Genomic DNA, 12,666 nt, shown 5'->3' with positions numbered 1-12,666 from the left:
TTACGACTAGCGAAATTGCGCGAGGAACCGCAAGTCGTTGTCGAAGAACAGACGCAAGTCGTTCACGCCGTAACGCAGCATGGCCAGACGCTCGACGCCCATGCCAAAGGCAAAGCCCGAAAACTCTTCCGGGTCGATCCCGGACATGCGCAGCACGTTCGGGTGAACCATGCCGCAGCCCATGACTTCCAGCCAGCCAGTCTGTTTGCAGACACGGCAGCCTTTACCGCTGCACATCACGCATTCCATGTCGACTTCAGCGGATGGCTCGGTGAACGGGAAGTACGAAGGACGAAAGCGCACCGCCAGTTCCTTCTCGAAGAACACCCGCAGGAATTCTTCGATGGTGCCCTTGAGGTCGGCGAAATTGATGTCGCGATCGACCAGCAGGCCTTCGACCTGGTGGAACATCGGCGAGTGGGTGATATCCGAGTCGCTACGGTACACACGGCCTGGGCAGACGATGCGGATCGGCGGCTGTTTCGATTCCATGGTGCGGACCTGTACCGGCGAGGTATGGGTGCGCAGCAACATGTTGGCATTAAAATAGAAGGTGTCATGCATCGACCGGGCCGGGTGGTGGCCTGGGATGTTGAGCGCTTCGAAGTTGTGGTAGTCGTCTTCGACCTCAGGGCCTTCGGCGATGCCGTAGCCGATGTGGGTGAAGAACTGTTCGATTCGTTCCAGAGTACGCGTAACCGGATGCAGACCACCCGAGGTCTGGCCGCGGCCAGGCAGGGTCACGTCAATGGACTCGGCAGACAGTTTGGCGGCCAGGTCGGCCTCTTCAAACAGTGCCTTGCGGGCATTGAGAACCTCTGTGACACGCTCCTTGGCAACGTTGATCAGGGCGCCGACTTGCGGACGCTCTTCTGCCGGCAGATTTCCCAGGGTCTTCATCACCTGAGTCAATTCGCCCTTCTTGCCAAGGTAGTGAACCCGGATTTGCTCCAGGGCATTGATATCTTCAGCGCTTTGCACAGCCTCTAGTGCTTGAGAGACGAGCGCATCCAGGTTTTCCATGTACAGACTCCAGATACAAAATAGGGGAAGAGCTTGAAGGCTCTTCCCCTATTTATGACGTTTAACACCTGGCCCCACAAAGGTGAGGCAGGGTGACTGTCGGGGGTACTTAAGCCAAGGTGGCTTTAGCTTTCTCGACAATCGCAGCAAACGCCGCTTTTTCGTTCACTGCCAGATCAGCCAGAACCTTACGGTCGATCTCGATGGACGCTTTTTTCAGGCCGGCGATGAAACGGCTGTAGGACAGACCGTTGATACGTGCACCAGCGTTGATACGAGCGATCCACAGAGCGCGGAACTGACGTTTTTTCTGACGACGGTCACGGTAGGCGTATTGGCCTGCCTTGATTACCGCTTGCTTGGCAACACGGAATACGCGCGAACGAGCGCCGTAGTAGCCTTTAGCAAGTTTCAGAATTTTTTTGTGACGTTTACGGGCAATGACGCCACGCTTTACACGAGCCATGAGTTACTTCCTCTATTCTTGACTAAATTAACGAAGGCGCAGCATGCGCTCGACTTTTGCCACGTCACACGGTGCCAGCAAGCTGCTACCGCGCAGTTGACGCTTACGCTTGGTCGACATTTTAGTCAGGATGTGGCTCTTGAAAGCGTGCTTGTGCTTGATACCGTTAGCAGTTTTCAGAAACCGCTTAGCAGCACCACTTTTAGTTTTCATTTTTGGCATGTTCGGATACTCCGCATTCAGTTGATAAACATAATCAGTAGGCCTGCCGTGCCCAAATGATTACTTCTTCTTTTTCGGGGCGATGACCATGATCAGTTGGCGTCCTTCCATCTTAGGATGCTGTTCGACCGAACCGTACTCGAGCAAGTCACCTTCAACTCGCTTGAGGAGTTCCATCCCCAGCTCCTGGTGGGCCATCTCACGGCCGCGGAATCGCAAGGATACCTTGGCCCTGTCCCCATCACTCAGGAAACGTACCAGGTTGCGCAGTTTTACCTGGTAATCCCCTTCCTCCGTCCCTGGACGAAACTTGATTTCTTTAACCTGGATCTGCTTCTGGTTCTTCTTGGCTGCGGCAACCTGCTTCTTCTTTTCGAAGATCGATTTGCCGTAGTCCATCAGCTTGCAGACAGGAGGTACAGCATCGGCGGAAATTTCCACCAAATCGAGCTTGGCTTCTTCAGCCTTAAGAAGCGCGTCTTCAATTGACACAATCCCAAGCTGCTCGCCTTCAGCCCCAATTAACCGAACCTCGCGTGCCGAGATATTCTCGTTGATCGGGGCTTTCGGTGCAGCTCGTTTATCTTGTCTCATTTCACGCTTAATAGTAATTACTCCGAATCTGGGCGACCACGCCGGGAAACCGCTTGCGCGAGAAACTCAGCGAACTGGGCGACGGGCATCGAGCCCAGGTCAGCACCTTCACGAGTACGCACAGCGACAGTCTGCATCTCGACTTCCCGATCTCCGATAACCAAGAGATAGGGAACCTTGAGCAAAGTATGCTCGCGGATTTTAAAGCCGATCTTTTCATTTCTCAAGTCAGACTTGGCACGAAATCCGCTTTCGTTGAGAGTTTTTTCAACTTCAGCGGCGAAATCAGCCTGCTTGTCAGTGATATTCATGATCACTGCCTGGGTCGGAGCCAGCCACGCAGGGAACGCGCCCTCGTAATGCTCGATCAGGATTCCAACGAAACGTTCGAAGGAGCCGAGGATCGCCCGGTGCAACATGACCGGGTGCTTGCGACTGTTGTCTTCGGAGACGTATTCGGCTCCCAGACGGACAGGCAGGTTAAAATCGAGCTGCAGGGTACCACACTGCCAGACGCGGCCAAGGCAATCTTTCAGCGAGAACTCGATCTTCGGACCGTAGAAAGCGCCTTCGCCCGGTTGCAGATCGTACGGCAGGCCCGCGCTATCAAGGGCTGCAGCCAGGGCAGCCTCGGCGCGATCCCACAGTTCGTCGGAACCTACGCGTTTTTCCGGACGAGTGGACAACTTCATCTCGACGTCTTTAAAGCCGAAATCGGCGTAGACGTCCATGGTCAGCTTGATGAATGCGGCGGATTCGGCCTGCATCTGCTCTTCGGTGCAGAAGATGTGGGCGTCGTCCTGGGTGAAGGCACGCACGCGCATGATGCCGTGCAACGCACCCGATGGCTCGTTACGGTGGCAGGCACCGAACTCGGCCAGGCGCATCGGCAACTCGCGGTAGCTTTTCAGGCCCTGGTTGAACACCTGCACGTGGCACGGGCAGTTCATCGGCTTGATGGCGTAGTCTCGGTTTTCCGACTGGGTGGTGAACATGTTGTCGGCGTAGTTGGCCCAGTGCCCGGATTTCTCCCACAGGCTGCGGTCAACGACTTGCGGAGTCTTGATCTCCAGGTAGCCGTTGTCGCGCTGAACCTTGCGCATGTACTGCTCGAGCACCTGGTACAGGGTCCAGCCGTTCGGGTGCCAGAACACCATGCCCGGCGACTCTTCCTGGGTGTGGAACAGGCCCAGGCGCTTGCCGATCTTGCGGTGATCGCGCTTTTCAGCTTCTTCGATGCGCTGGATGTAAGCCGCCAGCTGCTTCTTGTCAGCCCAGGCGGTGCCGTAGACGCGCTGCAATTGCTCGTTCTTGGCATCGCCGCGCCAGTAGGCGCCGGACAACTTGGTCAGCTTGAAGGATTTGAGGAAGCGGGTGTTCGGCACGTGCGGGCCGCGGCACATGTCGACGTATTCTTCGTGATAGTACAGACCCATGGCCTGTTCGTTCGGCATGTCCTCGACCAGGCGCAACTTGTAGTCTTCGCCACGGGCCTTGAACACTTCGATCACTTCGGCGCGCGGAGTGACTTTCTTGATCACGTCGTAATCTTTCTCGATCAGCTGCTGCATGCGCTGTTCGATCGCGGCCAGGTCGTCCGGGGTGAAAGGACGCTCGAAGGCGATGTCGTAATAGAAGCCTTCGTCGATGACCGGACCGATGACCATCCTGGCGGTCGGATACAGCTGCTTGACCGCGTGGCCAACCAGGTGGGCGCAAGAGTGGCGAATGATCTCCAGCCCCTCTTCATCCTTTGGCGTGATGATTTGCAGCGTGGAATCGCTGCTGATGATGTCGCTGGCGTCGACCAGCTGGCCATTGACCTTGCCGGCCACGGTGGCTTTGGCCAGGCCAGCACCAATGGATGCGGCGACCTCGGCTACGGAAACCGGGTGATCGAATGAACGTTGACTGCCGTCGGGAAGAGTAATAGTTGGCATGGCGCCTCCTCTCCTAGTGGTGACCCCTACCAAAGGTCACGTGGGTTGGGATGAGCCAGTACAAGATCCGGTCCAGGCCATTCAATGACGAACGCCTGCCTTACAGCGGCAGGAGCCTTGCGGCCAACCGGAAACCGAACCAGAGTGACTGGGATTCAAATCAGGGTTATTCGGGCCTGTGCCGCCACCGGGACTGAAGGTCATCCGGAGCCTGCTAAACGCCCGAGCGAGGCATGCTAGCACAGATGAACGGTCGTCGACGCCATGCAGCGCGCCGCTAGGGCAAATCAGGGCTTTTTATGCCAGAGTGCTGAACTTGAACCGGGTTTTACCCCTCAGATAACAAGACATTGACCCACAAGGAGCATCCCAGCATGCGTCTGAATCGTTTATTCGCCATCGTCGCCCCCGTCGTCCTGCTGCTGCCACTGGCCGCCCACGCGGACTGGCCGAAGGGCGAGCGCGAGAAATACATGGCTCAGTGCACCCAGGCGGCCACGCCGCAGATCGGCGCAGCTGCTGCCAAGTCCCACTGCGCCTGTGGCGCCGATGCGATCAAGTCGTACCCGGCCAGCGACATCCAGGCATTGATGGACAACAAGGCCAGTGACGCGCTGAAACAGAAAGCGCTGACCCAGATCGCCTCCTGCAAAGCCGATCCGAAGGCGAAAAAATAAGCCCATCGGAGCTCGTTTTCAGCCTGGACGAGCGCCTAAAAGCCCCTGAAAACCGCCTTTTACTACAAATTTTTCAGGTTTTTACGCTTTTTTTATCGTCTTTACTTTCGGCTGAAAGCCTTTTAAATCGGGGCTTTCAGCCAATATGAGCAGCAAAGCAAGCGTGACGGCAAGGCAAACAGCACCTGCGGGGGGCTCCCAAAGCGAACATTTCGACTATGATACCCCGGTGTGCCCAGTTGGCCTGAGCAGCACAGTACTGAAAAAATATATGTTTCTTGGAGATACACCATGTCTAATCGCCAAACCGGCACCGTTAAGTGGTTCAACGATGAAAAAGGCTTCGGCTTCATCACTCCTCAAGGTGGCGGTGACGACCTGTTCGTACACTTCAAAGCTATCGAAAGCGACGGTTTCAAAAGCCTGAAAGAAGGCCAGACCGTTTCCTTCGTGGCTGAGAAAGGCCAAAAGGGTATGCAAGCTGCACAGGTTCGCCCAGAGTAAGTTTCTGGCGCACTAAAAAAACCCCGTCCATGTGACGGGGTTTTTTATGCGTGCAACAAAAGCCGGACGCTGTCAGCCGCAGTTGACGCGGGTGACCACTCGAGCCGCATCGGTATTGAGGTTCAGGCGGTCGGAGCGATATTCCAGGGTGACCATGTCATCGGGCATCAGGAACCGGGCATTCTGCGCGCCTGCGCGAGTGCGGGCCTGCTCCAGCAACTCAGATGAAGCCTTCTTGCCGATGGCGAATTCGGCAGCCTTCGCTTCACAGCGGCTGTGACCCGTATCGGTCGACGCTACAGGGTCTGTTGCCGACTCGGAGGACGTACTGCTGCAGCCAGCCAGCAACGTGGCGGCCAACAAAGTACCCAATGACGCGAGCTTCCAAGGCATGAAGCCTCCTCTTTTCAATAGTTAAGCTGAGATCGTGCGACCGCCATTCTGGTGATTGGTTTCACCGTGGCTGATAGCACCCTGCCCCCAGACAGGATAATTGCCAAGTTTGCCTGAGCACCAGCAGGCTGATCATTGTTCAATCGTGACTGAATATGAACAAGCCTCAGTAGACGTCGATGTAGTCGAACGGCGGGTTCGGCCAGTTCTCTTTCAGCGCGTTGTAGATCTGCATCACCCACACCTCATCGCTGGCGGCGACGCGCCCGACATAACCGGAACCCTTGGCCCAGGTCTCCAGGCGAAACAGCAGGTCGCCGATGTCGGTACCGCCGACGACACCTGAGGATATATAGGCAATGCCGGCTTTAGTCACCCGCAACTGGGTGTGCTCATCGTCACTGGCTGAGGCCAGCAAATGGCGAACGGCATCCAGGGTCAAGCCGTCGGGCGTGTTCAAATCAATCTGCACGGGGTGGTCCTTGGACATTGTTCGAAGACCAAGTGTCGCATAGCCCTCCCCTCATGCCTAAGTCGGAGTGCCAAACGTCGCGCAAAATGGTTAACTCCGCAGACAGACTTCTACCCATTCACGAGCGCTATTCATGACCACCGTAAGTATCGATGCCGACATCAAAGCCAAGTGGCCGCAGGGCCACAGCTCCTACAGCCCCGGCAGCCCTGAAGAATTGGCAATCATCGGCATAGATCTTCTGGTCAAGGAACTGGGAACCGAAGCGGCCCAGTCGTTCATCACTCAGGTATTTGAGAAGTACCCGGTGAACTACATGGGCGCTGCGTACACGGCGGCCAAGTAACTCCCGCAGGCTGGCACCTGCGGGAAGCGACTGCTGCTTACTTCAAACGCGCCAGACGCTGGGTCAGCAGGTCAAAGAAACCCTGGGCGTCGCCGTTTTCAACCCAGAACGCGTTTTTCGGCGCCTTCAGGCCGTCGTACCAGTCGACGATGGTCTGGCCGAAGGTCGGGCCTTCGCGGCTGTCGACCACCACATTGACCGCACGACCGCTGAACAGCTCGGGTTTGAGCAGGTAGGCGATGACGGTGGCGTCATGCACCGGGCCACCGGTCATGCCGTAGTGTTCCATGTCGCCCTTGACGTATTCATTCAGAATATCGCCCACCAGCTTGCTGGCATTGTTGTTCAGGGCAGCGATCTGCTTCAGGCGCGATTCGCTGGTGAGGATCTTGTGGGTCACATCCAGTGGCAAATAAGTCAGCTTCACACCGCTCTTGAGCACCACTTCTGCCGCCTGGGGATCGGCGAACAGGTTGAACTCGGCCACCGGGGTGATGTTGCCACCGTTGAAGTGCGCGCCGCCCATGATCACTACTTCCTTGATGCCCTGGACGATCTCGGGCTCCTGGATCAATGCCAGCGCCAGGTTGGTCTGTGGGCCGAGCATGGCGATCGTGATGCTGTGGGGCTTGGCGGCTTTCAAGGTGTCGATCAGGTAGTTGACCGCGTTGCCCTCGGCCAGGCCTGCTTTCGGTTCGTGCACGGTGACACCCGACAGGCCTTCCTTGCCATGGATGTTCTCGGCGTAGATCGGCGTGCGCATCATCGGCCGGGCTGCACCGGCGTACACCGGCACCTCCTCGCGCCCTGCCCACTCGCGTGCCAGGCGAGCATTGCGCGAAGTCTTGTCCAGGCGCACGTTGCCGGCCACGGTGGTCAGCGCACGAATGTTCAATTCTTCAGGGGAAGCCAGGGCAAACAGCAAGGCAACCACGTCGTCGGCACCGGGGTCGGTGTCGATGATCAGGTCGATCTTTTCCGCCGCCTGGGCGCCTGTTGCAGTAATCAAGGACAAAAGCAGCAAACTCCGGATCAGTTGGTGCAGTTTCTGAGCATAGCGGTGCATGGCGCACTCCTTGTGCGTGAGGAAACAGTGATGTCGAATGTCTAGAAGGTCACTCCGGCGATCAGCACGATGTTGCAGTACGGCTGGCACTCGCCCGTACGAACCACCGCCCGCGCCTGCCGGCTGAGCACCTTGAACTGGTCGTGGCTGAGCAGCTCGCGCCGGCCCAGTTCGCCGGCGGCATCAAGCTCGTCCAGAGTGGCCAGCGCCGTCGGTTGTTTATCGAGAATCTCCTGGGCCAGCACGTGGCTTTCAACCTGCATCTCGCTGAGCACCACCTTGAGGGTGCTGATGAAATCCGGCACGCCATGGGTCAGGGCCAGGTCGATCAGCTCGACGCCGGCGGGCACCGGCAGGCCGGCATCGCCGATCACCACCATGTCGCCATGCCCCAGGGAGGCGATCAACCGCGACAAGGCGACGTTGAGCAAAGGAGTCTTTTTCATGATGGTTTGAACGCCTGCACGTCGGACAAGGTGGGAATCGAAGGTTGCGCGCCGGCACGGGTCACCGACAGCGCCGCAGCCACCTGGCCAAAACGGATCGCTGCGGCTTCGTCCTGACCATTGGCCAGGGCCGCCGCGAAGCCGCCGACGAAGGTGTCGCCGGCTGCCGTGGTATCAATCGCCTTCACGACCGGTGCCGGGAAATGCTCCAGGCGGCTGCCACTGGCGAACAGTGAACCTTGGGCTCCCAGGGTAATGATGACTTTGCCGGAGCCCAGGGCGATCAACCGGGCGGCAGCTACCTTGGCGGAGTCCAGGGAATCCACGGGCACACCGCTCAGGGCCGTGGCCTCGCTTTCATTGGGGATCAGGTAATCGATGTTGGCGTACCAGTCTGCCGGCAGCGGACGACTGGCCGGCGCCGGATTGAGGATCACGGTCTTGCCCAGCTCACGGGCACGCTTGAGCGCATGACCGACCGACGCATCGGGTATTTCCAGCTGGCAGATGATCACATCGGCCGCCTGCAATACCGCATCGAAGCAGCCGATGACTGCCGGGGTCAGCGCACCGTTGGCCCCGGCGACAATCACGATGGCGTTCTGGCTGTTGTCGTCAACCACGATCAAGGCCACACCGCTGGAGCCTTCGACGGTGCTGACCGCCTGGCAGTCGATCTGCTCGGCCACCAGTGCGTCGCGCAGCTCCCTGCCGTAAGCGTCGTTGCCGACACAACCGACCATGGACACCTGGGCGCCCAGCCGGGCGGCGGCGACGGCCTGATTGGCGCCCTTGCCACCGGAAACCGTGGCGAACGATTGGCCGATCAGGGTTTCACCGCCACGGGGCAGCCGTGGCGCCCGGGTGACCAGGTCCATGTTCAGGCTGCCTATTACCGCTACGTTTGCTGGCATTCGTCACTACTCGTCAATTGTGTTTCAGTGATGCGATTGGTTCAGCGGTACTCGACAAAGACTCCCGCCAATGGCGCTGTCGATTCTCGCAGGACAATACTGGGGGTCACGATCCGCTGATCGGTAGCCATGGCCGGGCTGGCGATCCGGCGCAGCAGCACTTCTGCAGCCATTTCGCCAAGCTGCAGGATCGACTGGCCGACAGTGGTCAGTGCCGGGTACACGTAACGACTCATCTGGATGTCGTCAAAGCCGATCACCGACAGCTCGCTCGGTACGCGAATGTTGCGCTCGGCAGCGGCGCGCAGTACGCCGATGCCAATCATGTCGTTGCCGGCGAAAATGGCGCTGGGCGGATTGTTTTCCAGCAACAGCGCCGCCGCAGCGTAACCGCCGGTGCTGGTAAAATCGCTTTCCAGCATGCGCTCGCCCGGCACTTCAATGCCGGCCTCGCTCAAGGCCCTACAAAAACCGGCCAGGCGCATCTGCGCCACGCTGGTACTCGCCGGGCCGCCAATCGTGGCGATGTCCCGATGCCCGAGTTCCAGCAGGTGCCGGGTGGCCAGGTAGGCGCCGTACTCGTGATCGATGCGCACCATGTCGGCGTTCACGCCTTCCAGGCCACGGTCGACGATCACCATCGGCGTGCGCACGGCGGCAAGACCTTGCGCCAGCCCGGCATCACCGCCGGCCGAAGCCACGATCAGGCCGTCGATGCGTTTTTCCAGAAGCACCCGCAGGTAGCTGCGCTGCTTGTCCGGGTTATCGTCGGAGTTGCACAGGATCACGCAGTAGCCATTGCGCTCGCAGTAATCCTCAATCCCCCGCGCCAGCTCGGCGAAGTACGGGTTGAGGCTGTTGGGCACCAGCAAGCCGATGGTTGCCGTGGTCTTGGCCTTGAGCGACCGCGCCACCGCGCTCGGCACATAGTCGAGGGTCTTGATGGCGGCCTCGACCTTGATCCGTACCTCTTCGCTGACCGGACGGCTCTTGTTCACCACGTGGGACACCGTGGTGTAGGAGATTCCCGCCAGTGCAGCGACATCCTTGATGGTTGCCATGACTCAGGTCCGCCGGCTTGCGCGCTGACTGCGATAAGTATCGAGCACCACCGCAATCACGATGACCGCACCGGTGATGATGCGTTTGGTTGGCTCGGTGGCGCCAATCTGCGCCAGGCCGGCAGCCAGTACGGAAATGATCAAAACGCCAAAGAAGGTACTGATCACCGAACCCCGGCCGCCCATCAGGCTGGTACCGCCGATCACCACGGCCGCGATCACCTGCAGCTCAAGGCCGGAACCGGCATTCGGGTCCGCCGCTTCCAGGCGCGAGATCTGGAACAGCGCGGCAATCCCGGCCAGCAACCCCATCAGGCTGAACACCAGTATCTTGTAAGGCTTGGGATTGATCCCGGCCAGGCGTACGGCTTCCTCGTTGGTGCCGATGCCAATCAGGTAACGACCGAACACGGTGCGGGTCAGCACGGCCTGGGCGATGATAATGATCAGCAAGGCGATGATGAAAGAAGGCGAGATGCCGAAGGCGATCGGGTTGGACAGCCAGGCAAAGGCGTCGCCAATGTAGGCGGTGCGCGAACCGGTCATCTGATACGCCACGCCCCGCGCCATCTCCAGCACGCCCAGGGACACGATGAACGACGGGATGCGCCAGGCTACCGTGATCGAGCCGGTAATGGTCCCGGCCAGTGCAGCAATGGCCATGCCGAGCAAGGCCGCCGGCAATACGCTCCAGCCCCAGCCGAGGATCGCCACGCTGACTGTCGATGCGGCGAGCGCCAGCACCGAACCTACCGACAGGTCGATGCCGCCGATGATCAACACGAACGTCATGCCGACCGCCAGCACCATCAGGTCGGGGATCTGGTTGGCCAGGGTGCTGAAGGTGTCATAGGACAGGAAGTGGCTGCTGAGCACCGAGAACAGCGCGATCATTGCCAACAGGGCACCGGCCAGGCCCAGGTAAGTACCGAGGCCATAGAAGTTGCCACTTCGCTTGCCAACAGGCGTTGCAGTTTTCATTGAGGGTCCCTAGGCGCTGCTTCATTGAGCAACGCATCACGTTTTTGGTAGCCGGCAAAGGCGGCAGCAAGCAAATCATCCTGGGTCCAGGTATCGCGTTCGAACGTGTCGATCAGGCGCCCGGCGGACAGCACGCCGATGCGGTCGCAGATCAGCATCAATTCGCGCAGGTCGCTGGAAACCACCACCAGCGCCTTGCCCTGACGGGTCAATTCTCCCAGCAAGGCATAGATGTCGAACTTTGCGCCGACGTCGATGCCCCGGGTTGGCTCGTCGAACAGCATCACTGAGCAATCGCGCTCGAGCCAGCGGCCGATCACGACCTTCTGCTGGTTGCCCCCGGACAATTGCGACACCAGTTGCGTGGGGCTGGAGCTGCGGATACGCATCGCGTCGATCTGGCGCTGGGCCAGGGACATCTCGTCGCCGTTGTTGACGAAGCCGCCGCGGGAAATCACCGGCATGTTGCCCAGGGCGATGTTCGCGCTGATCGACTGGGTCAGCAGCAGGCCTTCGCCCTTGCGGTCCTCGGTGATCAGGGCAATGCCATGACCGACTGCGTCGGCGGGCGAACGGATACTCACCACCTGCGCCGGCGAACCCAGGGCCACCGTGCCGCTGTCGGCAATATCGGCACCGAAGATCAGCCGCAGCAGTTCGGTGCGCCCTGCCCCGATCAGCCCGGAAATACCGTAGATTTCGCCAGCGCGCACTTCAAAGGACACGTCGCGAACCTTGTCGGAACGGCTCAGGCCGCAGACCGTCAACGCCGGTGCGCCGACTTTGCGCGGGCCCATGTCCATGTGTTCGCCCAGCTCGCGCCCGACCATCAACGTGACCAGTTGCTCGCTGTTGTAGTTGGCCATGGGCTCGACGCACACCAGGTTGCCGTCGCGCAGCACCGCGATGCGCTGGGCCACACGGGCCAGCTCTTCGAGTCGGTGCGAGATATAGATGATCGACACGCCGCGTGCCTGCAGGCGTGTGATCTGTTCAAAGAGCATTTCGACTTCCCGGGCCGTGAGCATGGCCGTCGGTTCGTCGAGGATCAGCACGTGGCAGTCGCCGATCAGGTTGCGCGCGATCTCGACCATTTGCTGGTGGCCGATGCCGAGCTCGCCGACCAGGGTGTCCGGGTCGATCGCGTCGAGCCCGACCTGCGCCATGGCCTCGATCGCCGCCTTGCGTAATTGCTTGCGACTGATCCAGCCACCGGTGCTCGGCAGCTTGTGCAGGAACAGGTTTTCCGCCACCGACAGGGTCGGCAGCAGATTGAGTTCCTGCATCACCATGCGGATGCCCAGTTCTTCGGCCTGGGTGCGGCTGCCAGGACGGTAATCCTGGCCCTGGAACTGCATCTGCCCGGCGGTCGGCGTCACCAGCCCGCCGATGATTTTCGACAGCGTGCTTTTACCCGCGCCGTTTTCACCGGTCAGCGCCAGCACTTCGCCGCGCATCAGCGTCAGGTCGATGCCGGTGAGGACAGGCTGGGCGTAGGTCTTGCCGATACCGCTGACCGAAAGGACAGCGTTCACAGCGGAAACTGACATAAAAACTCTCC

General features: G+C 59.5%; 16 protein-coding genes. 3 read left to right on the top strand and 13 right to left on the bottom strand.

The window, feature by feature from the left end; genetic code table 11:
- Positions 1–6: 6 nt before the first annotated feature.
- The 5 genes from pheS to thrS form a co-directional block, all read right to left on the bottom strand.
- The gene (pheS, locus tag AAEZ09_RS03710; RefSeq protein ID WP_007905876.1) at positions 7–1,023 is read right to left on the bottom strand and encodes a phenylalanine--tRNA ligase subunit alpha; all 1,017 of its coding nucleotides are present in this window, start codon (positions 1,021–1,023) and stop codon (positions 7–9) included.
- A gap of 109 nt (positions 1,024–1,132) precedes the next feature.
- Positions 1,133–1,489 (bottom strand): 50S ribosomal protein L20, encoded by a 357-nt coding sequence (gene rplT, locus AAEZ09_RS03705; RefSeq protein ID WP_007905879.1) that lies wholly within the window; start codon positions 1,487–1,489, stop codon positions 1,133–1,135.
- A gap of 27 nt (positions 1,490–1,516) precedes the next feature.
- On the bottom strand, positions 1,517–1,711 hold the full coding sequence (rpmI, locus tag AAEZ09_RS03700) for a 50S ribosomal protein L35 (protein ID WP_008145659.1): 195 nt from the start codon (positions 1,709–1,711) through the stop codon (positions 1,517–1,519).
- Between the two features lie 60 nt (positions 1,712–1,771).
- A complete protein-coding gene (gene infC, locus AAEZ09_RS03695) occupies positions 1,772–2,323 on the bottom strand; it encodes a translation initiation factor IF-3 (protein ID WP_176469887.1) in 552 nt (183 codons plus the stop codon).
- Positions 2,323–4,245 carry a threonine--tRNA ligase gene (thrS, locus tag AAEZ09_RS03690; RefSeq protein WP_045057908.1) on the bottom strand — a complete coding sequence of 641 codons (1,923 nt, stop codon included), beginning with the start codon at positions 4,243–4,245 and terminating at the stop codon, positions 2,323–2,325. Before thrS ends, infC begins: the two co-directional genes overlap by 1 nt.
- Before the next feature lie 374 nt (positions 4,246–4,619).
- On the opposite strand from thrS, the gene AAEZ09_RS03685 reads away from it, so the two are divergent.
- Positions 4,620–4,922, top strand: a complete 303-nt coding sequence (locus tag AAEZ09_RS03685) for a hypothetical protein (protein ID WP_122838303.1) — start codon at positions 4,620–4,622, stop codon at positions 4,920–4,922.
- A 291-nt stretch (positions 4,923–5,213) separates the two neighbouring features.
- Complete coding sequence (locus AAEZ09_RS03680; RefSeq protein ID WP_003179963.1) at positions 5,214–5,426, top strand: cold-shock protein; 213 nt, start codon at positions 5,214–5,216, stop codon at positions 5,424–5,426.
- Positions 5,427–5,498: 72 nt separating this feature from the next.
- Here AAEZ09_RS03680 and AAEZ09_RS03675 read toward each other — a convergent pair whose 3' ends face one another.
- Positions 5,499–5,819, bottom strand: coding sequence for an I78 family peptidase inhibitor (locus AAEZ09_RS03675; RefSeq protein WP_122838302.1), 321 nt, complete (start codon positions 5,817–5,819; stop codon positions 5,499–5,501).
- 166 nt (positions 5,820–5,985) lie between these two features.
- The gene (locus AAEZ09_RS03670; protein WP_045057961.1) at positions 5,986–6,291 is read right to left on the bottom strand and encodes a hypothetical protein; all 306 of its coding nucleotides are present in this window, start codon (positions 6,289–6,291) and stop codon (positions 5,986–5,988) included.
- Between the two features lie 133 nt (positions 6,292–6,424).
- On the opposite strand from AAEZ09_RS03670, the gene AAEZ09_RS03665 reads away from it, so the two are divergent.
- On the top strand, positions 6,425–6,637 hold the full coding sequence (locus AAEZ09_RS03665; RefSeq protein WP_045057911.1) for a hypothetical protein: 213 nt from the start codon (positions 6,425–6,427) through the stop codon (positions 6,635–6,637).
- Positions 6,638–6,674: 37 nt separating this feature from the next.
- Here AAEZ09_RS03665 and AAEZ09_RS03660 read toward each other — a convergent pair whose 3' ends face one another.
- From AAEZ09_RS03660 to AAEZ09_RS03635, 6 genes are read right to left on the bottom strand one after another with little or no spacing between them, the layout of a single operon-like run.
- Complete coding sequence (locus tag AAEZ09_RS03660; RefSeq protein ID WP_045057912.1) at positions 6,675–7,703, bottom strand: nucleoside hydrolase; 1,029 nt, start codon at positions 7,701–7,703, stop codon at positions 6,675–6,677.
- Between the two features lie 41 nt (positions 7,704–7,744).
- Entirely contained in the window at positions 7,745–8,149 is a 405-nt protein-coding gene (gene rbsD / locus AAEZ09_RS03655; RefSeq protein ID WP_045057913.1) for a D-ribose pyranase, read from the bottom strand.
- The gene (gene rbsK / locus AAEZ09_RS03650; protein ID WP_350598183.1) at positions 8,146–9,063 is read right to left on the bottom strand and encodes a ribokinase; all 918 of its coding nucleotides are present in this window, start codon (positions 9,061–9,063) and stop codon (positions 8,146–8,148) included. The genes rbsD and rbsK overlap by 4 nt, the downstream gene beginning before the upstream one ends.
- 41 nt (positions 9,064–9,104) lie before the next feature.
- Positions 9,105–10,124 carry a LacI family DNA-binding transcriptional regulator gene (locus AAEZ09_RS03645; RefSeq protein WP_350598182.1) on the bottom strand — a complete coding sequence of 340 codons (1,020 nt, stop codon included), beginning with the start codon at positions 10,122–10,124 and terminating at the stop codon, positions 9,105–9,107.
- 3 nt (positions 10,125–10,127) lie between these two features.
- Entirely contained in the window at positions 10,128–11,105 is a 978-nt protein-coding gene (locus tag AAEZ09_RS03640) for an ABC transporter permease (protein WP_045057916.1), read from the bottom strand.
- Complete coding sequence (locus AAEZ09_RS03635; RefSeq protein WP_350598179.1) at positions 11,102–12,655, bottom strand: sugar ABC transporter ATP-binding protein; 1,554 nt, start codon at positions 12,653–12,655, stop codon at positions 11,102–11,104. The genes AAEZ09_RS03640 and AAEZ09_RS03635 overlap by 4 nt, the downstream gene beginning before the upstream one ends.
- Positions 12,656–12,666 lie beyond the last annotated feature (11 nt).

It is taken from the genome of Pseudomonas sp. 65/3-MNA-CIBAN-0223 (assembly GCF_040310425.1).
GTDB classification, from domain to species: domain Bacteria; phylum Pseudomonadota; class Gammaproteobacteria; order Pseudomonadales; family Pseudomonadaceae; genus Aquipseudomonas; species Aquipseudomonas gregormendelii.
Note: the sequence above shows the minus strand (reverse complement) of the source record. Positions and strands in the feature narration are given on the sequence as shown.

Excerpts from the sequence above, each read along its gene's own strand:
- pheS (WP_007905876.1), bottom strand. The coding sequence starts at position 1,023 with ATGGAAAACCTGGATGCGCTCGTCTCTCAAGCACTAGAGGCTGTGCAA.
- rplT (WP_007905879.1), bottom strand. The coding sequence starts at position 1,489 with ATGGCTCGTGTAAAGCGTGGCGTCATTGCCCGTAAACGTCACAAAAAA.
- rpmI (WP_008145659.1), bottom strand. The coding sequence starts at position 1,711 with ATGCCAAAAATGAAAACTAAAAGTGGTGCTGCTAAGCGGTTTCTGAAA.
- thrS (WP_045057908.1), bottom strand. The coding sequence starts at position 4,245 with ATGCCAACTATTACTCTTCCCGACGGCAGTCAACGTTCATTCGATCAC.
- AAEZ09_RS03685 (WP_122838303.1), top strand. The coding sequence starts at position 4,620 with ATGCGTCTGAATCGTTTATTCGCCATCGTCGCCCCCGTCGTCCTGCTG.
- AAEZ09_RS03680 (WP_003179963.1), top strand. The coding sequence starts at position 5,214 with ATGTCTAATCGCCAAACCGGCACCGTTAAGTGGTTCAACGATGAAAAA.
- AAEZ09_RS03675 (WP_122838302.1), bottom strand. The coding sequence starts at position 5,819 with ATGCCTTGGAAGCTCGCGTCATTGGGTACTTTGTTGGCCGCCACGTTG.
- AAEZ09_RS03665 (WP_045057911.1), top strand. The coding sequence starts at position 6,425 with ATGACCACCGTAAGTATCGATGCCGACATCAAAGCCAAGTGGCCGCAG.
- AAEZ09_RS03660 (WP_045057912.1), bottom strand. The coding sequence starts at position 7,703 with ATGCACCGCTATGCTCAGAAACTGCACCAACTGATCCGGAGTTTGCTG.
- rbsD (WP_045057913.1), bottom strand. The coding sequence starts at position 8,149 with ATGAAAAAGACTCCTTTGCTCAACGTCGCCTTGTCGCGGTTGATCGCC.
- rbsK (WP_350598183.1), bottom strand. The coding sequence starts at position 9,063 with ATGCCAGCAAACGTAGCGGTAATAGGCAGCCTGAACATGGACCTGGTC.
- AAEZ09_RS03645 (WP_350598182.1), bottom strand. The coding sequence starts at position 10,124 with ATGGCAACCATCAAGGATGTCGCTGCACTGGCGGGAATCTCCTACACC.
- AAEZ09_RS03640 (WP_045057916.1), bottom strand. The coding sequence starts at position 11,105 with ATGAAAACTGCAACGCCTGTTGGCAAGCGAAGTGGCAACTTCTATGGC.
- AAEZ09_RS03635 (WP_350598179.1), bottom strand. The coding sequence starts at position 12,655 with ATGTCAGTTTCCGCTGTGAACGCTGTCCTTTCGGTCAGCGGTATCGGC.